General features: G+C 68.7%; 23 protein-coding genes. 19 read left to right on the top strand and 4 right to left on the bottom strand.

From position 1 onward, the window contains the following. Positions 1-31: 31 nt before the first annotated feature. From ACQGNW_RS11600 to folE2, 6 genes are all read left to right on the top strand, one after another. Positions 32-1,363, top strand: a complete 1,332-nt coding sequence (locus ACQGNW_RS11600; protein ID WP_426663323.1) for a TRZ/ATZ family hydrolase — start codon at positions 32-34, stop codon at positions 1,361-1,363. Positions 1,364-1,435: 72 nt separating this feature from the next. After that, positions 1,436-1,690, top strand: a complete 255-nt coding sequence (locus tag ACQGNW_RS11605; protein ID WP_426663324.1) for a YciI family protein — start codon at positions 1,436-1,438, stop codon at positions 1,688-1,690. A 153-nt stretch (positions 1,691-1,843) separates the two neighbouring features. Then, a complete protein-coding gene (gene ubiG, locus ACQGNW_RS11610; protein WP_426663325.1) occupies positions 1,844-2,548 on the top strand; it encodes a bifunctional 2-polyprenyl-6-hydroxyphenol methylase/3-demethylubiquinol 3-O-methyltransferase UbiG in 705 nt (234 codons plus the stop codon). After that, the gene (gene gph / locus ACQGNW_RS11615; RefSeq protein ID WP_426663326.1) at positions 2,545-3,219 is read left to right on the top strand and encodes a phosphoglycolate phosphatase; all 675 of its coding nucleotides are present in this window, start codon (positions 2,545-2,547) and stop codon (positions 3,217-3,219) included. Before ubiG ends, gph begins: the two co-directional genes overlap by 4 nt. After that, the gene (locus tag ACQGNW_RS11620) at positions 3,216-4,073 is read left to right on the top strand and encodes a squalene/phytoene synthase family protein (protein ID WP_426663327.1); all 858 of its coding nucleotides are present in this window, start codon (positions 3,216-3,218) and stop codon (positions 4,071-4,073) included. The genes gph and ACQGNW_RS11620 overlap by 4 nt, the downstream gene beginning before the upstream one ends. 110 nt (positions 4,074-4,183) lie before the next feature. Beyond that, positions 4,184-5,128, top strand: a complete 945-nt coding sequence (folE2, locus tag ACQGNW_RS11625; RefSeq protein ID WP_426663328.1) for a GTP cyclohydrolase FolE2 — start codon at positions 4,184-4,186, stop codon at positions 5,126-5,128. A 37-nt stretch (positions 5,129-5,165) separates the two neighbouring features. On the opposite strand, the gene yidD is transcribed toward folE2, so the two are convergent. Further along, positions 5,166-5,435 carry a membrane protein insertion efficiency factor YidD gene (gene yidD / locus ACQGNW_RS11630; protein ID WP_426663329.1) on the bottom strand — a complete coding sequence of 90 codons (270 nt, stop codon included), beginning with the start codon at positions 5,433-5,435 and terminating at the stop codon, positions 5,166-5,168. Between the two features lie 115 nt (positions 5,436-5,550). Between yidD and dksA the strand changes: the two genes are divergently transcribed. Next, positions 5,551-6,681 carry an RNA polymerase-binding protein DksA gene (dksA, locus tag ACQGNW_RS11635; protein ID WP_426663330.1) on the top strand — a complete coding sequence of 377 codons (1,131 nt, stop codon included), beginning with the start codon at positions 5,551-5,553 and terminating at the stop codon, positions 6,679-6,681. Between the two features lie 199 nt (positions 6,682-6,880). Here dksA and ACQGNW_RS11640 read toward each other — a convergent pair whose 3' ends face one another. Both ACQGNW_RS11640 and cysS read right to left on the bottom strand, forming a co-directional pair. Further along, a complete protein-coding gene (locus tag ACQGNW_RS11640) occupies positions 6,881-7,333 on the bottom strand; it encodes a SufE family protein (RefSeq protein WP_426663331.1) in 453 nt (150 codons plus the stop codon). A 53-nt stretch (positions 7,334-7,386) separates the two neighbouring features. Continuing rightward, positions 7,387-8,760, bottom strand: coding sequence for a cysteine--tRNA ligase (gene cysS, locus ACQGNW_RS11645; protein ID WP_426663332.1), 1,374 nt, complete (start codon positions 8,758-8,760; stop codon positions 7,387-7,389). Positions 8,761-8,935: 175 nt separating this feature from the next. On the opposite strand from cysS, the gene ACQGNW_RS11650 reads away from it, so the two are divergent. Next, on the top strand, positions 8,936-9,475 hold the full coding sequence (locus ACQGNW_RS11650; protein ID WP_426663333.1) for a glycine zipper 2TM domain-containing protein: 540 nt from the start codon (positions 8,936-8,938) through the stop codon (positions 9,473-9,475). A gap of 285 nt (positions 9,476-9,760) precedes the next feature. Here the strand turns inward: ACQGNW_RS11650 and ACQGNW_RS11655 are convergent, their stop codons facing one another. Further along, positions 9,761-9,907, bottom strand: a complete 147-nt coding sequence (locus ACQGNW_RS11655) for a hypothetical protein (protein ID WP_426663334.1) — start codon at positions 9,905-9,907, stop codon at positions 9,761-9,763. Between ACQGNW_RS11655 and ACQGNW_RS11660 the strand changes: the two genes are divergently transcribed. From ACQGNW_RS11660 to argH, 11 genes are all read left to right on the top strand, one after another. Next, on the top strand, positions 9,906-10,913 hold the full coding sequence (locus ACQGNW_RS11660; protein WP_426663335.1) for an N-acetylornithine carbamoyltransferase: 1,008 nt from the start codon (positions 9,906-9,908) through the stop codon (positions 10,911-10,913). The two genes, ACQGNW_RS11655 and ACQGNW_RS11660, sit on opposite strands and share 2 nt — an antisense overlap. A gap of 7 nt (positions 10,914-10,920) precedes the next feature. Then, positions 10,921-11,544: an FMN-binding negative transcriptional regulator gene (locus ACQGNW_RS11665; protein WP_426663336.1), complete on the top strand. Its 624-nt coding sequence runs from the start codon at positions 10,921-10,923 to the stop codon at positions 11,542-11,544. After that, positions 11,541-12,014, top strand: a complete 474-nt coding sequence (locus tag ACQGNW_RS11670) for an OsmC family protein (protein WP_426663337.1) — start codon at positions 11,541-11,543, stop codon at positions 12,012-12,014. The genes ACQGNW_RS11665 and ACQGNW_RS11670 overlap by 4 nt, the downstream gene beginning before the upstream one ends. Positions 12,015-12,042: 28 nt before the next feature. Next, on the top strand, positions 12,043-13,248 hold the full coding sequence (locus ACQGNW_RS11675) for an argininosuccinate synthase (RefSeq protein ID WP_426663338.1): 1,206 nt from the start codon (positions 12,043-12,045) through the stop codon (positions 13,246-13,248). Between the two features lie 4 nt (positions 13,249-13,252). Beyond that, positions 13,253-13,693: a GNAT family N-acetyltransferase gene (locus tag ACQGNW_RS11680; protein ID WP_426663339.1), complete on the top strand. Its 441-nt coding sequence runs from the start codon at positions 13,253-13,255 to the stop codon at positions 13,691-13,693. After that, entirely contained in the window at positions 13,690-14,922 is a 1,233-nt protein-coding gene (locus tag ACQGNW_RS11685; RefSeq protein WP_426663340.1) for an acetylornithine deacetylase, read from the top strand. Before ACQGNW_RS11680 ends, ACQGNW_RS11685 begins: the two co-directional genes overlap by 4 nt. Before the next feature lie 85 nt (positions 14,923-15,007). Further along, positions 15,008-16,330, top strand: coding sequence for an acetylglutamate kinase (locus ACQGNW_RS11690; RefSeq protein WP_426663341.1), 1,323 nt, complete (start codon positions 15,008-15,010; stop codon positions 16,328-16,330). Continuing rightward, complete coding sequence (locus ACQGNW_RS11695; protein ID WP_426663342.1) at positions 16,327-16,953, top strand: GNAT family N-acetyltransferase; 627 nt, start codon at positions 16,327-16,329, stop codon at positions 16,951-16,953. Before ACQGNW_RS11690 ends, ACQGNW_RS11695 begins: the two co-directional genes overlap by 4 nt. Beyond that, positions 16,950-17,912: an N-acetyl-gamma-glutamyl-phosphate reductase gene (gene argC, locus ACQGNW_RS11700; RefSeq protein WP_426663343.1), complete on the top strand. Its 963-nt coding sequence runs from the start codon at positions 16,950-16,952 to the stop codon at positions 17,910-17,912. Before ACQGNW_RS11695 ends, argC begins: the two co-directional genes overlap by 4 nt. Positions 17,913-17,967: 55 nt before the next feature. Continuing rightward, entirely contained in the window at positions 17,968-19,329 is a 1,362-nt protein-coding gene (gene proS, locus ACQGNW_RS11705; protein ID WP_426663344.1) for a proline--tRNA ligase, read from the top strand. Next, entirely contained in the window at positions 19,326-20,621 is a 1,296-nt protein-coding gene (gene argH / locus ACQGNW_RS11710; protein ID WP_426663345.1) for an argininosuccinate lyase, read from the top strand. Before proS ends, argH begins: the two co-directional genes overlap by 4 nt. Positions 20,622-20,633 lie beyond the last annotated feature (12 nt).

Consider the following 20,633-nt stretch of genomic DNA (forward strand, 5'->3'; position numbering starts at 1 on the left):
TCGCGTATCCGAGCCACGGAACTTCCAAGCCATGAGCGAAACCCAGCCCCGTCCCGTCGACCTCCTGATCGAAGCCCGCTGGGTGGTTCCGGTGGAGCCGCACGGCGTGGTGCTGGAAGACCACGCGGTAGCAGTGGACGGCGGCCGCATCGTCGCGCTGCTTCCCGTCGCTGCGGCGCGTGCGGCCTACGCGCCACGCGAAGCAGTGCACCTGGCCGAGCACGCGCTGATCCCCGGCCTGGTCAACGCCCACACGCACAACCCGATGACCCTGCTGCGCGGGCTGGCCGACGACCTGCCGCTGATGGTGTGGCTGCAGCAGCACATCTGGCCGGCCGAGGCCAAGGTGATCGGCCCCGAGTTCGTGCGCGACGGCGTGGAGCTGGCGGTGGCCGAGATGCTGCGCGGCGGCACCACCTGCGCCAACGAGAACTACTTCTTCCCCGACGCCATCGGCGCCACCTACCGCAAGCTGGGTTTCCGCGCGGTGGTCGGCCTGCCGGTGATCGAATTCCCCACCGCCTGGGCGAAGTCGCAGGACGAGTACTTCGAGCGCGCCAGCGAAGTGCACGACAGCTTCCGCGGCGACGCGCTGGTGTCCACCGCGTTCGCGCCGCATGCGCCGTACACCGTTTCCGACGAAAGCTTCGAACGCATCCGCCTGCTGGCCGACCAGCTCGACATCCCGGTGCACCTGCACCTGCACGAGACCACGCACGAGGTCGAGGAAGAGAAGCAGAAGAGCGGCCTGCGTCCGTTCCAGCGCCTGCAGAAGCTGGGCCTGGTCAACGACCGCCTGATCGCCGTGCACATGACCCAGCTCACCGACGGCGAGATCGCCGCCTGCGCCGAGGCTGGCGTGTCGGTGGTCCATTGCCCCGAATCCAACCTCAAGCTGGCCTCCGGCTTCTGTCCGGCGGAGAAGCTGCGCAAGGCCGGCGTGAACCTTGCCATCGGCACCGACGGCTGCGCCTCCAACAACGATCTCGACATGTTCGGCGAATTGCGCACCGCGGCGCTGCTGGCCAAGGCGGTGGCGCAGGACGCAGCCGCGTTCGATGCCGCCAGCGCGTTGCGTGCGGCCACGCTGGGCAGCGCGAAGGCGATGGGCCTGGACGCGCAGGTCGGGTCGATCGAGGCGGGCAAGCAGGCCGATCTCGCCGCGGTGCGCCTGTCGGACCTGGAAACCCAGCCGCTGTTCCACGTGGCCTCGCAACTGGCCTATGCCGCCAGCCGCCACCAGGTCAGCGACGTGTGGATTGCCGGCCGCCGCAAGCTCGCGGCGCGCGAGCTGGTGGACATGGATATCGGCGCCACTCTCGCTCGCGCGCGGTCCTGGCGCGAACGCATCGCGATGTATTGAATCCGTGGCCGGCCGCGAGCGCGAGGCGCAGCAACGGCTATCCACCTTTCCATCCTTCAACAGACAGCCACGATGAACCGCTACCTCGTCCTCGTCATGCGCCGGCCGCAGTTCGACCCGGCGGTGGTGCCGCTGCACCGCGAATTCCTCGAAGCCCTGCGCGCGCAAGGTCGCAACGAGCTGTCCGGCCCGTTCGGCGACAAGAGCGGCGGCGCCTACCTGCTGCGTGCCGCGTCGCTCGACGAGGCGGTGGCGATCGCCCATCGTGATCCCTGCCACGCCAGCGGGGGCTGGGACATCACGGTGCGCGAATGGCCGGCGGTCTAGTCTTTGCGCTCGTCCGCGATCGCGACGATCAAGAAGCAGCCATCCCCGGTCGCACCTGCTTGAACTTGTGCACTCATCCATGAGTGCGAGGATCAGAAGGCGTCCATGGCTGCACTTTTAAAATAGACTGGCACGCTCACCGTGGACACGAACATGACTGCCGCCAACGTCAGCCCCGCCGAGATCGCCCGCTTCGACCAGCTGGCCGCGCGCTGGTGGGATCCGGACGGCGAGTCGCGCCCGCTGCATGACCTCAACCCCGTGCGCGCCGACTACATCGCCGCGCGCATCGAGCTGCGCGGCGCGAAGCTGGCCGACGTGGGGTGCGGCGGCGGCTTGCTCAGCGAGGCGCTGGCGCGCGCGGGCGCCCGGGTCACCGGCATCGACATGGGCCTCAAGGTGATCGAGATCGCGCGCCTGCACCTGTACGAATCCGGCCTCAAGGTCGACTACCGCAGGCAGTCCTCGGCCGAGCTGGCCGCGGCCGAGCCGGAGGCGTACGACGCGGTGTGCTGCATGGAGCTGGTCGAGCACGTGCCCGACCCCGCCGCCCTGGTGCATGACCTCGCGGCCATGCTCAAGCCCGGCGGCCGCCTGTTCCTGTCCACGCTCAACCGCACGCCGGCCGCGTTCGGTGCGGCCATCCTCGGCGCGGAATACCTGATGCGCCTGCTGCCGCGTGGCACCCACCACTACGCGCAGTTCCTCAAGCCTTCCGAGCTGGCGCGCCTGTTGCGCGGGGCGGGGCTGGAGCTGGAGGACGTCAGCGGCCTGGCCTACAACCCGTTCGGCCGCAAGGCATGGCTGAGCCGCAGCACCGCGGTGAACTACATCCTCTGCGCAAGGAAGCCTGCATGAAACCGCTGCCTGCGAAGGTCGAGGGCGTGCTGTTCGACCTCGATGGCACCCTGCTCGACAGTGCGCCCGACCTCCACGCCGCGCTGGCGGCCTATTGCGCGGAGGTCGGTGCGGCCGTGCCGGACTATGCCGTCATGCGCGAGGTGGTGTCGCGTGGCAGCCGGGCGATCCTGCGTTGCGCATTCGCCGAGGATGATGGGGCACTGCTGGCGCGCATGCCGCGCTACCTCGAGATCTACCAGGGCATGCTGGCCACGCACACGCGTCCATTCGACGGCATTGCACAGCTGCTGGAGGCGATCGAGGCGCAGGAACTGCGCTGGGGCATCGTCACCAACAAGCCCGGTTTCCTCACCGAGGAGCTGATCCAGCGCATGGACTGGGATCTGCGCGCCAGCGCGGTGATCTGCGGCGACACCCTGCCGGTGAAGAAGCCCGACCCCGCGCCGGTGCTGCTGGCCTGCGAGCATGCGCAGGTCGAACCGGCCAGTTGCGTCTTCGTGGGCGACGACGCGCGCGACGTGGAAGCCGGCCGCGCCGCCGGCCTGTACACGGTGGCGGTGCGCTGGGGTTATCTCGACGGCGGCGACCCGGAAAGCTGGGGCGCCGACGCCGTGCTCGAGCATCCGCGGCAGCTGGCCGGACTGCTGAAACTGCCGGTGACGGCATGAGCGGACTGGCGATCCCGCAAGGCGCGCTGCAGAGCTACGTCGACAAGTGGCTGGCGGTGCAGCCCGCGCAACGGGTGGCGCTGGTCTTCGTCGATCCGGCGAAGTATCCCGGCCACATCGCGTTGGCCGCGCTGGAACAGGAGCTGCTTTCCGCCGCCTACGGCATCCGCGAGCCGCACGTGGCGCTGGGCAAGCTCAACTGGTGGGCCGAGGAGCTGTCCGGTGCCGCCGCCAGCGGCGGTCGGCACCCGCTGACCCAGGTGCTGTTCGACGACGGGCGCGCCGAGGCCATTCCGGCCGAATGCTGGCTGGCACCGGTGCTGGCCGCGATGGCACAACTGGAAGAGGGCACCGCGGCGGATTTCCCCGCCCAGCTCGCGGCCGCCGAGCGCTTGCACGGCGCATTGGCGGCGCTGGAGACCGCATGGTGGTACGGCCCGGGAGCGGTGCCGGAACGTGCCGCGCGCGTGGCTGTGCTCAGCCATCTGCTGCATGCCCTGCGCCGGCTGGAGGACGATGCCGAGCGCGATCGCCTGCCGGTGCCGATGGCGCGGCTGGCGCGCTTCGGCCTTGCCCGCACCGCCTTGCGCCAGCACGGCGCGGCACGCGACGAGGCGGTCAAGGCGCAACTGGCCGACCTGCAGTCGAGCTGGCGCGAGGCGGCGCGCCTGCCGGGACCGCTCAGCGTGTTCCGTGCGCTGGAGTCGCGCGAGGGCGAACGTCTGCTGCGTCGCGCCCGCGGTGCGGGCAATCCGCTGGCCGTGCTGCAGCAGGGGGGGCAGGGCGGCTTCGGCACGACCTTCGCTGCCTGGCGAGCGGCACGCCGCTGGCGGGGAGCGGGCGCGGCGGGTTGATCGCGGCGCAACGCAGCGTTTCCCGGACGCCTGCTGTTGCAATGCGTCAGGCTGGCCCAAAATAGACGGCTTCGACGGCGGCCACGCCGCTGCGCTTCACGAGAGTCCCCATGCACAGCCACGAAAACACCAGTCGCCTGATGCCCGATGTCGCCGCGCAGGCGCAGCCGCATCTGCGCGGCGCGCTGGACTGGGTGGGGATGGATGGCATTGAGGTGCCGGTGCGCTTCGACGCCGGCGACGGCGAGGTGCAACGCGCCAACGCCCAGGTCGGCGCCTTCGTCAACCTCACGCACCCCGACAAGCGCGGCATCCACATGTCGCGCCTGTACCTGCTGGTCGACCGCCATCTCGACGCCCAGCCGCTGGGTGCGGCGATGCTGGAGAAGTTGCTGCACGCCTTCCTCGAATCGCATGCCGGCCTGTCCGACCGCGCACGCCTCAGTATCCGCTTCGACGCGCTGGTGCGCCGCCATGCCCTGCGCAGCGGCCACAGCGGCTGGCGCAGCTACCCGGTGTCGGTCGAGGCCAGCCTGGGTCCGGACGGCTTCCGGCTGGAGTTGGGCACCGAGGTGGTGTATTCCTCCACCTGTCCCGCATCGGCCGCCTTGTCGCGCCAGCTGATCCAGGAACAGTTCGCGAAGGACTTCGACGCGGCGCAAGCCGTGGAACATGCCGCGGTGCTGGCCTGGCTGGGCAGCGAGCGGGGCATCGTCGCCACCCCGCATGCACAGCGCAGCGTGGCAAGGCTGCTGGTGCGGTTGAACGAAGGCGTGCCGTTCGATCTCATCGACACCCTCGACCGCGTGGAGCAGGCACTCGGCACGCCGGTGCAGACTGCGGTGAAGCGCGAGGACGAACAGGCCTTTGCGCTCGCCAACGGCGGCAACCTGATGTTCTGTGAGGATGCCGCACGCCGCATCCAGCTTGCGCTGGACGCCGACGAGCGCCTCGCCGATTTCCACGTGCGCGTGGAACATCAGGAAAGCCTGCATCCGCACGATGCCGTGGCCTATGCCAGCAAGGGCGTGCCCGGCGGCTTCGGCTCGCCCTGATCACCGCTCCCCGCGGCGAGTGCGCCGCCGCGAGCCCTCAATGCGCGTGACGGCCCCCATGCGTCCGGCAGGGCCGGAAGCGGAAGCGCTCGGGCACCGGATCCTCGCCGCCCTCGCACAGCGGCTGGCAGCGCAGCAGGCGCCAGGCGGTGAGCAGGCAGCCGCGCCAAGGGCCGAAGCGCGTGACTGCGACCCGTGCATAATCCGAGCAACTGGGGTAGAAACGACAACGCTGTCCCAACAGGGGGCTGAGCCATCGCTTGTAGAGGCGCAGCAGGAGCAGCAGGAATCGGGTCAGGACATTCACGTTGCTGGAACAGCTTGCCGCCGGTAACGTGGCAAGTATCCCGGAAACCTGCTTGCCGGGCTAGGACACATGGGCTATAACAGCCGGCCGCCAAGGCCAAAAATGGTGAAGGAATATGGCGAAAACCACGCGCAGTTCGACCACCGCCAAGGCTACCAAGGGGAAGGCACCGGCCCGGGCGCGTGATGCCGCGCCGGCCAGGGCGAAAGCCGCCGGCGCGCGGGCATCGAAGCCCGTCGCGAAAGCTTCCGCAAAGACGGCCGCTGCCAGGAAGACGGCCAAGCCCGCCGCGAAGAAGCCGGCGGCGAAGAAGCCCGCAGCCAAGAAGGCTCCGGCGAAGAAGCCCGTGCCCGCACGCAAGCCGGTCGCCAGGAAGGTCGTGAAGCCGGCCGTGAAGAAGGTGGCCACACAAGCGGCGAAGAAGCCGGCTGCCAAGCCGGCGGTCGCGCGCAAGGTGGCCGCCAAGCCCGCGCCGAAGCCAGTCGCGAAGAAGGCCGTGAAGCCCGCGGCCAAGCCGGTGGCGAAGAAGGTTGTCGCCAAACCGGCGGCCGTCGCCAAATCCGCCAAGGGCAAGCCTGCCGCTCCCCGGCCGGCAGTCGCGCCGGTCAAGGCAACGCCTGTCGAAAGCAAACCCTCCCCGCCCGCCGCCTCGCCGCTGAAGGGCAAGGTGGCGAGCGCCACGGCCATGGTGCTGCCGCGTACCGCGAGCGCCACGGTTCACGCATCCCACAAGCCATCGAAAAACGCATCGCCCCCAATGAACAAGCAGGCCGCAAAGATCCTCGACAACGGCGTTACCCGCGAAGACGGGCGCTACGCCTTGCCCGCCACCACCCAGATCGCATTGCCCAAGGGTTACCGCCCCTCCAGCAAGGAGGAGTACATGAACCCGATGCACCTGGCCTACTTCCGCAACAAGCTGCGCGACTGGCGCGACCAGCTGGTCGAGGAGTCGCGCCAGACCATGGACAACCTGCGCGACGAGGTACGCGACGTCGGTGACGAAGCCGAGCGCGCCACCCGCGAGACCGAGAACTCGCTGGAACTGCGCACCCGCGATCGTTACCGCAAACTGATCTCCAAGATCGACAAGGCGCTGCGCCGCATCGAGGAGGGCAGCTACGGCTACTGCGAGGAAACCGACGAGGAGATCGGCGTCGAGCGCCTCGACGCGCGTCCGATCGCCACGCTGTCGCTGGATGCGCAGGAGCGTCGCGAGCACCTGCAGAAGCAGATGGGGGACTGAGGGCGGTACTTTGCGCTCTTCCATGGGCGCAAAGATCAAACCGGCGCCCATGCCGGACTCCTCACAAAAGGCCCCGCTTCGAGCGGGGCTTTTTGTGACTGCCACCCTTGACCGCCATCCTGTGGGCCATCGCTGGAGCGATGTCAAAAATCGCTCCCGGCGGTCTTTGTGAGCGGCAAACGGAAAAGCCGTTCTTTTCTTATTCCTTGCTACCCGCGGCCGCAGCGGCATAGCCCTTGAGCTTGGCCAGCATGGCTGCCAGTCCGTTCGAACGGGTGGGCGAGAGATGCTTGGCGAGGCCGATGGACTGGATGAAGTCCGGTTCGGTGGCCACGATCTCGGCGGCGGGACGGTCGGAATACACGCGCAGCACCAGGGCGATCAGGCCCGAGACGATGGCCGAATCGCTGGCGGCCTCGAAGTGCATGCGCGAGGCGTCGCCGCTCGGTACCAGCCACACCATCGACTGGCAGCCGTGCACGCGGAAAGCCTCGGTCTTGTACTCCTCCGGGAGCGGCGGCAGCTGCCGGCCGAGGTCGATCAGGTACTGGTAGCGCTCGCTCCACTCGCTGAAGTAGGCAAACTCGTCGGCGATCTCGCGCTGCGCCTCGTCGGCGCTGTTGGTGGTGGTGCTCATGGCGGTGTCGTTCATGTGCGCATTATCGCGCGCATGATGGCGATGCGCGAAATGCCCCCACGCCGCGGTCACGCCTTGGCCACGCTCCAGCGCGTGCCCTGCGGGCCATCCTCGATCGCCACGCCCATCGTGGCGAGCTCGGCACGGATCGCATCGGCGCGGGCGAAATCGCGGGCGGCGCGGGCGGCCTGGCGCTGTTCGATCAGCGCCTCCACCCGGGCGGCGTCGACCGCGCTGCCGTCGACCCGCTTGAACCAGGCTTCCGGATCCTGCTGCAGCAGGCCGAGCAGGGCGCCGCCGCCAAGCAGGGCGGCCTTGGCTTCCGGCGTGCCCTGCACGCGCGCGGCATCCGCGAGCACGGCCAGTTCGGCGAGCGCCTGCGGCGTGTTGAGGTCGTCGCACAGCGCGGCCTCGATCGCTTCCGGCACCGGCAGCGGCGCGGAGTCCACGGGGACGTCGGCGAGGTCGCGCAGCACGCGGTACCAGCCGTCCAGCGTGCTCACCGATTGCGCGATCGCGGCGTCGGACCAGTCCAGCGGCTGGCGGTAGTGGCCGCTCAGCAGGCGCAGGCGCAGCGCCTCGGCCGGGTGGTGCTTGAGCATCTCGTGCAGCTGCAGCACGTTGCCCAGCGACTTGGACATCTTGCGGCCGTCGAAGGTGAGCATGCCGTTGTGCAGCCACTGGCGCGCGAAGGTCTTGCCGCCGTGGGCGCAGGTGGATTGCGCGATCTCGTTCTCGTGGTGGGGGAACAGCAGGTCGTTGCCGCCGGCGTGGATGTCGATGGTCTCGCCCAGGTGCTTCTCGGCCATCGCCGAGCACTCGATGTGCCAACCGGGCCGGCCGCGGCCCCAGGGGCTGTCCCAGCCGGGCAGCTCGGGCGTGGACGGCTTCCACAGCACGAAGTCGCCGGGCGACTTCTTGTACGGGGCCACTTCGACGCGGGCGCCGGCGATCAGTTCCTCGGTGTCGCGGCCGGAGAGCCGGCCGTAAGCGGGGAACGAGCCCACGTCGAACAGCACATGGCCCTCCGCCGCATAGGCGTGGCCGTCGGCGATCAGCCGTTCGATCATCGCGATGATCGGGCCGATGTGCGCGGTGGCGCAGGGTTCCACGTCGGGTGGCGCGATGCCGAGCCTGGCCATGTCCTCGCGGTACGCGTCGGTGAACTTGCCGGTGATCGCCTCGATGCCCACGCCCTGTTCCAGCGCGGCGGCGTTGATCTTGTCGTCCACGTCGGTGATGTTGCGGGCGTAGACCACGTTGGGATAGTGCCGGCGCAGCAGCTTGGCCAGCACGTCGAACACCACCGGGCCGCGCGCGTTGCCGATGTGCACGTAGTTGTAGACGGTGGGGCCGCACAGGTACATCGTCACCCGGTTCGGGTCGAGCGGCACGAACGGCTCGGTGCGGCGGGTCAGGCTGTTGTGGAGCGAAATCGGCATCGTCGGGGTCCGGTGGTGGCTGCGGAAGCAGGCCAGCCGTTCATCTTAACAAGGTGTGAGTGGCGAGGTGGCGCGGGGTCGCACCCGTGGAATTCTAAGCCGCGATTCAGTGTCCATTTGCTGCAATCGGTCATGCGCCGAAGTTGCGCCCGAAACGTCGCCCGGAGTCCGTGAGATGCCCAAGTTCCTACTTGCCACGCTGATGCTGGCGCTGGTTGCCACTGGCACCCAGGCGCAGGATGCGCGCTATCCGAACCAGAGCCCGAATCCGGACGACAACGCCCACTACGGCTGGGCCGACGTGCTGCGGGTCGACCCGGTCTACGGCGTCACCCAGACCACGGTGCCGCGCCAGCAGTGCTACGACGAGCAGGTGGTGCACCAGGATCGCGGCAACAGCACGGCCGGCACCATCCTTGGCGCGGTGGTGGGTGGCGTGCTGGGCAACACCATCGGCAAGGGCGACGGTCGTCGCGCGGCGACGGTGGTCGGCGCGGTCGCCGGCGGCGCGGTGGGCAACCGCGCTTCCGACCACGGCGGCAGCTACGAGACCACCCAGACCCGTTGCCGCGAAGTCAGCACGGTGAGCGAGCAGCGCCAGATCATGGGCTACGACGTGGAATACCGCTATCGCGGCGAGGTCTACGAGTCGCGCCTCAACTACGATCCCGGCGAACGCCTGCGCGTGCGGGTGAGCGTGACTCCCGCCGACTGACGACCCGCCGCCGCCTTCGGGCGGCGATTTTGCCCCTGCCTTTGCGATCATCCTAGATCGCGAAGATCGAATGGGCGGCCATCCACGGCCGCGCTTTCAATGGCATGTTGCATGGCAGCGAGAATCCCGTCATGATGGCGGCTCGCCCGACTGGAGCCCCCATGTCCACAGCCGTCTATACCGCCAATGTCCTGACCAGCGCCCGCATGGCCGCCGGCATGACCTCGCGTGCGCGCCGACCGCTGGACGAACATCCGGCCGGGTAGGCTGTCGCGCGCTGCTGCATCACGTATCGACGAAAAACCCGGCCAGCGTGCCGGGTTTTTTTGTTTTTGGCTGTACTTCACGCGGCTCCATCCGCGAAAAGCAAAAGCGGCCATCCATGGCCGGACTACTCACCAAGAGCGATCCCATCGAGGCGATTCGACCCATGACCATCCGCCACTTCCTCACCACCCAGGACTGGAGCCGCGCCGAGATCGACGCGCTGCTGGAACAGGCCGCCGCGTTCAAGCGCTCGCCGGCCGGTACGCAGCTGGCCGGCAAGTCGGTGGCGCTCTTGTTCTTCAACCCCTCGATGCGCACACGCACCAGCTTCGAGCTGGGCGCGTTCCAGCTGGGCGGCCACGCGGTGGTGCTGGCGCCGGGCAAGGACGCCTGGCCGATCGAGTTCGAGGCGGGCACGGTGATGGACGGCGACACCGAGGAGCACGTGGCCGAGGTGGCGCGCGTGTTGTCGCGCTACGTGGACCTGATCTGCGTGCGCGCCTTCCCGAAGTTCCAGGACTGGTCGGTGGACCGCGAGGACAAGGTCATCAAGGCGTTCGCCAAGTACGCCACGGTGCCGGTGATCAACATGGAGACGATCACCCATCCCTGCCAGGAACTGGCCCATGCGCTGGCCATGCGCGAGCGCCTGGGTGATCTCGCGAAGAAGAAGTACGTGCTCACCTGGACCTACCACCCCAAGCCGCTCAACACCGCGGTGGCCAACTCCGCATTGCTGATCGCGACCAAGATGGGCATGGACGTGACCCTGCTGTGCCCCACGCCCGAGTATGTGCTGGACGAGCGCTACATGGAGTTCGGCCGCCTGAACGCCGCGCAGAACGGCGGCTCGCTCACCGTCAGCCACGACATCGAGGAGGCCTACCGCGGCGCCGACGTGGTCTACGCCAAGAGCTGGGGTGCGTTGCCGTACTTCGGCCAGTGGGAAAAGGAGAAGCCCATCCGTGACGCGCACAGGCACTTCATCGTGGACGAGGCCAAGATGGCGCTGACCAACCACGGCCTGTTCAGCCACTGCCTGCCGCTGCGCCGCAACGTCAAGGCCACCGACGCGGTGATGGACGCGTCGTACTGCATCGCCATCGACGAGGCCGAGAACCGCCTGCATGTGCAGAAGGCAGTGATGGCCGCGCTGGCGGGACAGGGTTGAGCCGCCCATGTACATGCCGAAGCATTTTGCCGAAACGCGTGTCGACATCCTGCATGGGCTGATCCGCGACTGCCCGTTCGCCACCCTGGTGGCGAACACGGCGGGCGGCCTGGCCGCCAACCACCTGCCGTTCGAGCTGGTGGGCAATGCGCTGCATGGCCACGTGGCGCGCGGCAACGAACTGGCGCGGCTGGATGGCGCCGAGGTGCTGGCGATCTTCCGCGGCCCGGACGGCTACATCAGCCCGAACTGGTACCCGACCAAGCAGGAGACGCACCGCGAGGTGCCCACCTGGAACTACGCGGTGGCGCACGTGCACGGGCGGCTGAAGGTGATCGAGGACGCGGCCTGGCTGCGCGCCCTGCTGGAGCGCCTCACCGACCGCCACGAAGCCGCCGAGCCGCGGCCCTGGCACGTCGGTGACGCGCCGGACGACCACATCGAGAAGTCGCTGCGCGCCATCGTCGGCATCGAGATCGGCATCGAGCGCATCGAAGGCAAGTTCAAGCTCAGCCAGAACCACCCCGAGCGCAACCGCCGCGGCGTGATCGCCGGACTGCGTCGCCGTGACGGCGATGGCGACACCGAACTGGCCACGCTGATGGCCCTGCAAGAGGAGTCGAGCCCGTGAATCACCCGCACCGTTATCGCGTCGACGTGGAGTGGACCGGCAACCGCGGCAGCGGCACCGACGGCTACCGCAACTACAGTCGCAACCACGTGATCCGCATACCCGGCAAGCCGGACCTGGCCGGTTCGTCCGATCCCACCTTCCGCGGCGACGCCACCCGGCACAACCCGGAGGACATGCTGGTGGCCGCGCTTTCCACCTGCCACATGCTGTCCTACCTGCACATGGCCACCGTGGCCGGCGTGGTGGTGGTCGCCTACGACGACAGCGCCGAGGGCACGATGGTCACCGAAGGCGACGGCGGCCGTTTCACCGAGGTCGTGCTGCGCCCGGTGGTGACCATCCGCGCAGACAGCGATCCCGGCAAGGCGCGGGCCGCGCACGATGACGCGCACCACGCCTGCTTCATCGCCAACTCCGTGAATTTCCCGGTGCGCTGCGAGCCGCGCATCGTCGTTTCCTCCGACTGACATCTTCCCCGACCAGGATTCGCAAGCCATGAGCAAAGACATCGTCCTCGCCTTCTCCGGCGGTCTCGACACCAGCTTCTGCGTGCCCTACCTCAAGGAGCGCGGCTGGGCCGTGCACACCGTGTTCGCCGACACCGGCGGCGTGGACGCCGAGGAGCGCGCGTTCATCGAGCACCGCGCGGAGGAGCTGGGCGTGGCCAGTCATGTCACGGTGGACGGCGGTCCGGCGATCTGGGCGGGCTTCGTGAAACCGTTCGTGTGGGCGGGCGAGGGCTACCAGGGCCAGTACCCACTCTTGGTGTCCGACCGCTACCTGATCGTGGAGGCCGCGCTGAAGCGCGCCGCCGAGCTGGGCACGCGCGCGATCGCGCACGGCTGCACCGGCATGGGCAACGACCAGGTGCGCTTCGACCTGGCCGTGAAGTCGCTGGGCGACTACGAGATCGTGGCGCCGATCCGCGAGATCCAGAAGGAGCACACGCAGACGCGCGCCTACGAGCAGAAATTCCTCGAGGAGCGCGGCTTCGGCGTGCGTGCGAAGCAGCAGGCCTACACCATCAACGAGAACCTGCTCGGCGTCACCATGTCCGGCGGCGAGATCGACAAATGGCAGGCGCCGGGCGAGGGCGCGCGCGCGTGGTGCAAGCCACGCGCCGAATGGCCGTCCAATCCGCTGCAGGTGAAAATCGGTTTCGTGAACGGCGAAGCGGTGTCGCTGGACGGCGAGAAGCTGGCCGGCCACAAGCTGCTGGCAAAGCTCAACGCGCTGTTCGCGCCCTACGGCGTGGGCCGCGGCCTCTACACCGGCGATACCACCATCGGCCTCAAGGGCCGCATCATCTTCGAGGCGCCGGGCCTGATCTCGCTGCTCACCGCGCACCGCGCACTGGAGGAAGCGGTGCTCAGCAAGCAGCAGAACCGCTTCAAGCCCGAGGTGGCGCGCAAATGGGTGGAGGTGGTGTACGAGGGCTTCTTCCACGATCCGCTGAAGGCCGACCTGGAGGCCTTCCTCGCCTCCAGCCAGTCCACCGTCAACGGCGAAGTCACGCTGGAGACGAACGGCGGCACGGTCGACGCGGTGGCGATCGAGTCGAAGCACATCCTCAACGCCAAGGGCGCCACCTACGCGCAGTCGGCCGACTGGGGCGTGGCGGAGGCCGAGGGCTTCATCAAGCTGTTCGGCATGAGCAGCACGCTGTGGGCCGAGGTCAACCGCTCGGCAGGCAAGGGCTGATCGCATGGGCGCCCTGCAGGTCAGTACCGACAAGGATAGGCTCGACATCGGGCTGATCCATCGTTTCCTCGCCACCGAGGCGTACTGGAGCCGCGACATCCCGCGCGCGACGGTGGAGCGGGCGATCGCCGGCTCGCTGTGCTTCGGCGGCTATGTCGACGGGCGGCAGGTGGCGTTCGCGCGCGTGGTCACCGACGGCGCCACCTTCGGCTACCTGGCGGACGTGTTTGTGCTGCCGGAGCACCGCGGGCAAGGTTATTCCAAGGCGCTGATGGCGGTGGTGATGGCGCATCCGCGGCTGCAGGGCCTGCGCCGCTTCAGCCTGGCCACCAGCGACGCGCACGGGCTGTACGCCGGCTTCGGTTTCGCGGCGCCCGCGCGGCCGCAGACCCTGATGGAAAAGCTCGATCCGGACGTCTACACGAGGGTATCAGGCACGCCATGAACGCGTTGCTCGCATCCACCCTGGAACATCTCGAGGCGCTGGTCGGTTTCGACACGCGCAACCCGCCGCGCGCGATCGGCACGGGCGGCATCTTCGACTACCTCCGCGCGCGGCTGCCCGGCTTCGACGTCACGGTGACCGACCACGGTGCCGGCGCGGTGAGCCTGCACGCAGTGCGCGGCCAGCCGAAGCTGCTGTTCAACGTGCATCTCGACACCGTGCCGGACTCGCCGGCGTGGAGCGCCGATCCGCACACGCTGCGCGTGACGAAAGACCGCGCCATCGGCCTCGGCGCCTGCGACATCAAGGGGGCGGCGGCGGCGCTGCTGGCGGTGGCGAACGCCAGCGGCGGCGACATGGCGCTGCTGTTCACCACCGACGAGGAGGCGAACGACCCGCGTTGCATCGCCGGTTTCCTCCGCGATTTCCCCCCTCTCCCTCTGAGAGAGGGGCGGGGTGAGGGTGCGGGCGAAGCGGGGCGTGGTGGCGTTGCCGAACCCTCACCCCAACCCCTCTCCCGGGGGGAGAGGGGCTATGAAGCGGTGATCGTGGCCGAGCCCACCCGAGGCGAGGCGGTGCTGGCTCACCGCGGCATCCAGTCGGTGCTGATGCGTTTCGCCGGGCACGCCGGGCATGCCTCGGGCGAGCAGCAACCCGGCGACAGCGCGCTGCACCAGGCGGTGCGCTGGGGCGACGCCGCGCTGGATTTCGTGGCGGGGCAGGCGCACGAGCGCTTCGGCGGGCTCACCGGGCTGCGCTTCAACATCGGTCGCATCGAGGGCGGCATCAAGGCGAACATGATCGCGCCCAGCGCCGAGCTGCGCTTCGGCATGCGGCCGCTGCCGACGATGCATCCCGACGGCTTGCTCGAACGCTTCCGCAACCTGGTCGAACCCATGCCGGCCGAGTTCGCCGAGACCTTCCGTGGCCCCTCGCTGCCGGCGGGCGACACCGCCACCGCCGAGGCGCGCCGGCTGGCCGCGCGCGACCTCGCCGACGAGCTGGAGATCCCGGTGGGCAACGCGGTGGACTTCTGGACCGAAGCCTCGCTGTTCTCCGCCGCCGGCTACACCGCCTTCGTCTACGGCCCCGGCGACATCGCCCAGGCGCACACCGCCGACGAGTGGGTGGCGCTCGACCAGTTGCAGCATTACACCGAAACGGTTTTTCGCCTTATTGAAAAGTGCGGCCACGGATCGCCGCTTCTTGATCCTCGCGTTCAGGGATGAACGCAATAAACACTCACAAGTGCGGCCGTGAAGGGTCGCCTTTCGACTCCCGCGTTCAGGGATGAACGCACAGGAAAACACGATCATGGAAACGCACAAGCACACCCGCAAGACCATCGTGCGCCTGCTCTCGGCGATGGGCAGCGCGAAGGAAATCCAGCAGTACCTCAAGCGATTCTCCGAGCTGGACGCCAAGCGCTTCGCCGTGGTGAAGGTGGGCGGCGCGGTGCTGCGCGACGAACTGCAGGACCTCGCTTCCTCGCTGACCTTCCTGCAGCAGGTGGGCCTCACGCCCATCGTGCTGCACGGCGCCGGTCCGCAGCTGGACGAAGAGTTGTCCGCCGCCGGCATCGAGAAGAAGACGGTGAACGGCCTGCGCGTCACCTCGCCGAAGGCGCTTGGCATCGTGCGCCGCGTGTTCCAGCAGCAGAACCTCAAGCTGGTCGAGGCGCTGCAGGCAATGGATACGCGCGCCACCTCGGTGGCCTCCGGCGTGTTCATGGCCGGCTACCTCGACCGCGATGCGCTGGGCATGGTCGGCAAGGTGGAGAGCATCAACCTCGCGCCGATCGAGGCCGGCCTGCGCGCGAACTCGATCCCGGTGATCGCCAGCCTGGGCGAGACCGACGAGGGCCAGATCCTCAACGTCAACGCCGACGTGGCCGCCAACGAGCTGGTGCGCGTCCTGCAGCCGTACAAGATCGTGTTCCTCACCGGCACCGGCGGCCTGCTCGACGGCGAAGGCAAGGTGATCGACTCGATCAACCTCAGCACCGAGTACGAGCACCTGATGGCGCAGCCGTGGATCAACGGCGGCATGCGCCTGAAGATCGAGCAGATCGCGGACCTGCTGAACGGCCTGCCGCTCGCCTCCTCGGTGTCGATCACGCGGCCGGCGGAACTGGCCAAGGAGCTGTTCACCCACAAGGGCTCCGGCACGCTGGTGCGGCGGGGCGAGAAGGTGCTCCGTTTCGATTCGTGGGACGGCATCGACCGGGCCCGCATGCGCACGCTGATCGAATCCAGCTTCGGCCGTACCCTAGTGCCGGACTACTTCGAGCGCACCACGCCGTACCGCATCTACGTGAGCGAGAACTATCGCGCCGCGATGATCCTCACCATGGAGGACGGCCTTCCCTATCTGGACAAGTTCGCCGTGCTCGACGACGCGCAGGGCGAAGGCCTGGGCCGCGCCGTGTGGCAGGTGATGCGCGAGGAGAACCCGCAGCTGTTCTGGCGCTCCCGCCACGGCAACCCGGTCAACATCTTCTACTACGCCGAGTCCGACGGTTGCCTCAAGCAGCCGAAGTGGAAGGTGTTCTGGTACGGCCTCGATGGCCACTTCGACACCATCGCCCGCTGCGTGGCGCATTGCGCGCAGCGCCAACCCACCCTGGTGGACCCATGACGACCGATACCGACCTGCCGCCCGCCTGGCGCGGCACCCCCGTGCTGGCGGGACGCCACGTCTCCCTCGTCCCGTTGGACGCGACGCACCTCGACGGCCTGCGCAAGGCGCGCGACCACGTTGGCCTCGATGGCCTGTGGTTCACCAACACACCCTCGGTGGACGGCGTGGCGTCCTACCTGGCTGCCGCGCTGCAGGCGCGCGACGAGGGCAGGGTGCTGCCGTTCGCCGTGCTGGACGCGCACGGTGAAGTGGTGGGCACCACGCGCTTCTACGGCCTGGAGCCGTCGGTGCCGCGGATCAGCATCGGCTACACCTGGTATGCGCCGCGCGTGCAGCGCACTGGTGCCAACACCGAGACCAAGCTGCTTCTGCTCGGCCATGCGTTCGAGACGCTGGGCTGCATCTGCGTGAACCTGGAGACCAGCACGCTCAACGCGCGCTCGCGCGCCGCCATCGAGCGGCTGGGTGCGAAGCAGGACGGCATCCTCCGCCACCACAAGCGCCACGCCGACGGCAGCCCGCGCGACACGGTGATGTACTCGATCATCGACGGCGAATGGCCCGACGTGAAACGCAACCTGCAGGCGAAGCTGCAGCAGCACGGAAACGCATCGGCATGAACACGAAAACCATCGGCATCGTCGGCGCACGCGGCCACACCGGCGCGGAGCTGATCCGACTGATCGCGGCGCATCCGCTGCTGGAACTGGCCTTCGTGTCCTCGCGCGAACTGGATGGCCAATGCGTCAGCGCGCACAGCGACGCCTACGCGGGCGCGCTGCGCTACGAGAACCTCGATCCCGCCGCGGTGGCCGCCAAGCGCGCCGACGTGGTGATCCTGGCGCTGCCCAACGGCAAGGCCGCGCCCTACGTGGCGGCGATCGACGCGACCGCGCCGGACACGCTCATTGTCGACCTCTCGGCCGACTACCGTTTCGACAAGGCGTGGTACTACGGCCTGCCCGAACTTGCGCGCAACAAGTGGCGCGGCGAGAAGCGCATCAGCAACCCGGGCTGCTATGCCACCGCGATGGAACTCTCCATCGCGCCGCTGAAGGATCTGCTTGCCGCGCCGCCGGTGTGCTTCGGTGTGTCCGGCTATTCCGGCGCGGGCACCACGCCGTCGGACAAGAACGATCCGGAGAAGCTGCGCGACAACCTGATGCCTTACGCGCTCACCGGCCACATGCACGAGAAGGAGGCGAGCTTCCAGCTTGGCCTGCCGGTGGAGTTCATGCCGCACGTGGCGCCGCACTTCCGCGGCCTCACCGTCACCACCAACCTGTACCTGTCGCGGCCAGTGAAGCGCGCGGACGTGCTGGCGCGCTTCCATGCCGCCTACGACGCCGAGCCGCTGGTGGAGGTGCTGGACGAGGCGCCGTGGGTGAGCCGCATCGCGCACAAGCACCATGCCGAGATCGGCGGCTTCGCGCTGTCGGCCGACGGCAAGCGCGTGGTGGTGGTCGCCACGCTGGACAACCTGCTCAAGGGCGCGGCCACCCAGGCGATGCAGAACATCAACCGCGCGCTCGGCTATCCGGAGTTCGCCGGCATTCCGAACGGCGACGCACGACCGTGAAGCGATTCCGCACCGCTTCCACCGTCGTCCCCGCAGTCCCGCCGGAGCCACTTCCATGCGTCTTTCGAACTACCTGCTGCCCACCCTCAAGGAAAACCCCGCGGAGGCGCAGATCGCCTCGCATCGGCTGATGCTGCGCGCCGGCCTGATCCGGCAGGAAGCCGCTGGCATCTATGCCTGGCTGCCGCTGGGCCTGCGCGTGCTGCGCAAGGTCGAGCGCATCGTACGCGAGGAGATGGATCGCGCCGGCGCGGTCGAGCTGCTGATGCCAACGCTGCAGTTGGCCGAGCTGTGGCGCGAGAGCGGCCGCTACGACGCCTACGGACCGGAGATGCTGCGCATCCGCGACCGGCACGAGCGCGAGCTGCTGTACGGGCCCACCAACGAGGAAATGGTGACGGAGATCTTCCGGGGCTACGTGCACTCGTACCGCAGCCTGCCGCTGACCCTGTACCAGGTGCAGTGGAAGTTCCGCGACGAGCAGCGGCCGCGCTTCGGCGTGATGCGTGGCCGCGAGTTCCTGATGAAGGACGCTTATTCGTTCGACCTCGACGAGGGGTCCGCGCGGCGTTCCTACCAGCGCATGTTCGTGGCCTACCTGCGCATGTTCGCGCGCATGGGCCTGCGCGCGATCCCGATGCGCGCCGAGACCGGACCGATCGGCGGCGACCTGTCGCACGAGTTCATCGTGCTGGCGCAGACCGGCGAGTCGGCAGTGTTCTGCGACGACGCGCTGCTGCAGCTGCCGGTGCCCGGCGAGGACGTGGATTACGCTGGCGACCTGTCGCCGCTGATCGCGCAGTGGACCGCGCCCTACGCGGCTACCGAGGACGTGCATGACGCGGCGTGCTTCGAGCGCGAGGTTCCGGCTGGGCGGCGCGTACTGGCGCGAGGCATCGAGGTCGGCCAGATCTTCTACTACGGCACCAAGTACTCGCTGCCGATGAAGGCGCAGGTGACCGGCCCGGACGGCGCCGAGCGGCCGATCCACGGCGGCTGCTACGGCGTGGGCGTGTCGCGCCTGCTGGGCGCAATCATTGAGGCCTGCCACGACGAGCAGGGTATCGCCTGGCCCGAGGCGGTGGCGCCGTACCGGGTGGGGTTGGTCAACCTAAAGGCAGGCGACGAACGTACCGACGCTGCTTGCGCGATGCTCGAGGCGCGCCTGGCGCAGGCTGGCATCGAGACGCTGTACGACGACACCGACGAGCGCCCCGGCGCCAAGTTCGCGCGGATGGACCTGATCGGACTGCCCTGGCAGCTGATCGTGGGGCCGCGCGGTCTGGAGGCCGGCACCGTCGAGCTGAAGCACCGCGCCAGCGGCGAGCGCCGCGAACTCGGCGTCGACGCGGCGCTGCAGGTGCTGGGCGCCGAACAACCCCTCGATACGAACCGGACAGGCAGGCCATCACCATGAGCGATCTTCTGTGGCAGAAAGCGGGCGTCGCGACCAACGAGCGCATCATGCGCTTCCTCGCCGGCGACGACGTGATCCTCGATCGCGAGTTCTTCCTGCACGACATTGCCGCCAGCAAGGCGCACGTGGAGGGGCTGGCGAACATCGGGGTGGTCAGCACCGACGAGGCCGCCGCGCTGAAGCGCGAGCTGGACGCGCTGGCCACGGATTTCAAAAGCGGCGCCTTCGTGCTGGACGAGCGCTACGAGGATGGCCACTCCGCCATCGAGGCACGCCTTACCGAGCGGCTGGGCGACGCCGGCCGCCGCGTGCACACCGGGCGCAGCCGCAACGACCAGATCCTGGTGGCCACGCGGCTGTGGCTGAAGGAAAAGCTCGAGGCGCTGGAAGCGCACTGCCGCACCATCGCCGGCGTGTGCCTGGAACGCGCTGCGCAGGCGGCGATTCCGCTGCCGGGCTACACCCACCTGCAGCGTGCGGTGGTTTCGTCCACGGCGATGTGGTTCGCCGGCTTCGCCGAAGGTTTCATCGACAACGCGTTCCGCGCCCGCGGCACGCGCGAACTGATCGACGCCAACCCGTTGGGTACGGCCGCCGGCTATGGCGTGAATCTTCCGCTCGACCGCACGCACACCACCGCGGCGTTGGGTTTTTCGCGCATGCAGGTGTCGCCGGTCTACGCCCAGCTCTCGCGCGGCAAGTACGAGATGGCGGTGCTGGAAGCGATCGGCGCGGCGATGCTGGACCTGCGCCGCATGGCCTGGGATCTGTCGCTGTTCACCACCGCCGAGTTCGGCTTCGTGACGCTGCCGGCCGAGTACACCACCGGCAGCTCGATCATGCCGAACAAGCGCAACCCCGACGTGGTGGAACTGCTGCGCGCCAGCTACGCCAGCGTGGCGGCGGCGCGTACCGAGATCGAGCAACTGCTCTCGCTGCCCTCGGGCTACCAGCGCGACCTGCAGTTCTCCAAGGGCTCGATCTTCCACGGCGTACGCCACGGCCTGATGGCGCTGGAACTGGTGCCCGACCTGCTGGCGCGCCTAGAGTGGAACGAGGCGGCGATGCGCGCGGCGATCGAGCCGGCAATGTACGCCACCGACGTGGCGATCGAGCAGGCCGCGGCCGGCGTGCCATTCCGCGACGCCTACCGCGCCGCCGCCGAGGCGGCGGCCTCCGCGGGCGCGGGGCGCACGCCCGAGGATAGCCTGGCGCAGCGCGTGTCGCCGGGGGCCGGACACGGCCTGCGCCTGGACGAATTGCGCGCTAGACTCGGACGTCTGGACGGCTAAACGGAGGGCTCC

It is taken from the genome of Rhodanobacter aciditrophus (assembly GCF_050026795.1).
Taxonomy (GTDB): Bacteria; Pseudomonadota; Gammaproteobacteria; order Xanthomonadales; family Rhodanobacteraceae; genus Rhodanobacter_A.

Coding starts and splice junctions, on each gene's coding strand:
- ACQGNW_RS11600 (WP_426663323.1), top strand. CDS start 32: ATGAGCGAAACCCAGCCCCGTCCCGTCGACCTCCTGATCGAAGCCCGC.
- ACQGNW_RS11605 (WP_426663324.1), top strand. CDS start 1,436: ATGAACCGCTACCTCGTCCTCGTCATGCGCCGGCCGCAGTTCGACCCG.
- ubiG (WP_426663325.1), top strand. CDS start 1,844: ATGACTGCCGCCAACGTCAGCCCCGCCGAGATCGCCCGCTTCGACCAG.
- gph (WP_426663326.1), top strand. CDS start 2,545: ATGAAACCGCTGCCTGCGAAGGTCGAGGGCGTGCTGTTCGACCTCGAT.
- ACQGNW_RS11620 (WP_426663327.1), top strand. CDS start 3,216: ATGAGCGGACTGGCGATCCCGCAAGGCGCGCTGCAGAGCTACGTCGAC.
- folE2 (WP_426663328.1), top strand. CDS start 4,184: ATGCACAGCCACGAAAACACCAGTCGCCTGATGCCCGATGTCGCCGCG.
- dksA (WP_426663330.1), top strand. CDS start 5,551: ATGGCGAAAACCACGCGCAGTTCGACCACCGCCAAGGCTACCAAGGGG.
- ACQGNW_RS11640 (WP_426663331.1), bottom strand. CDS start 7,333: ATGAACGACACCGCCATGAGCACCACCACCAACAGCGCCGACGAGGCG.
- cysS (WP_426663332.1), bottom strand. CDS start 8,760: ATGCCGATTTCGCTCCACAACAGCCTGACCCGCCGCACCGAGCCGTTC.
- ACQGNW_RS11650 (WP_426663333.1), top strand. CDS start 8,936: ATGCCCAAGTTCCTACTTGCCACGCTGATGCTGGCGCTGGTTGCCACT.
- ACQGNW_RS11660 (WP_426663335.1), top strand. CDS start 9,906: ATGACCATCCGCCACTTCCTCACCACCCAGGACTGGAGCCGCGCCGAG.
- ACQGNW_RS11655 (WP_426663334.1), bottom strand. CDS start 9,907: ATGGGTCGAATCGCCTCGATGGGATCGCTCTTGGTGAGTAGTCCGGCC.
- ACQGNW_RS11665 (WP_426663336.1), top strand. CDS start 10,921: ATGTACATGCCGAAGCATTTTGCCGAAACGCGTGTCGACATCCTGCAT.
- ACQGNW_RS11675 (WP_426663338.1), top strand. CDS start 12,043: ATGAGCAAAGACATCGTCCTCGCCTTCTCCGGCGGTCTCGACACCAGC.
- ACQGNW_RS11680 (WP_426663339.1), top strand. CDS start 13,253: ATGGGCGCCCTGCAGGTCAGTACCGACAAGGATAGGCTCGACATCGGG.
- ACQGNW_RS11685 (WP_426663340.1), top strand. CDS start 13,690: ATGAACGCGTTGCTCGCATCCACCCTGGAACATCTCGAGGCGCTGGTC.
- ACQGNW_RS11690 (WP_426663341.1), top strand. CDS start 15,008: ATGGAAACGCACAAGCACACCCGCAAGACCATCGTGCGCCTGCTCTCG.
- ACQGNW_RS11695 (WP_426663342.1), top strand. CDS start 16,327: ATGACGACCGATACCGACCTGCCGCCCGCCTGGCGCGGCACCCCCGTG.
- argC (WP_426663343.1), top strand. CDS start 16,950: ATGAACACGAAAACCATCGGCATCGTCGGCGCACGCGGCCACACCGGC.
- proS (WP_426663344.1), top strand. CDS start 17,968: ATGCGTCTTTCGAACTACCTGCTGCCCACCCTCAAGGAAAACCCCGCG.
- argH (WP_426663345.1), top strand. CDS start 19,326: ATGAGCGATCTTCTGTGGCAGAAAGCGGGCGTCGCGACCAACGAGCGC.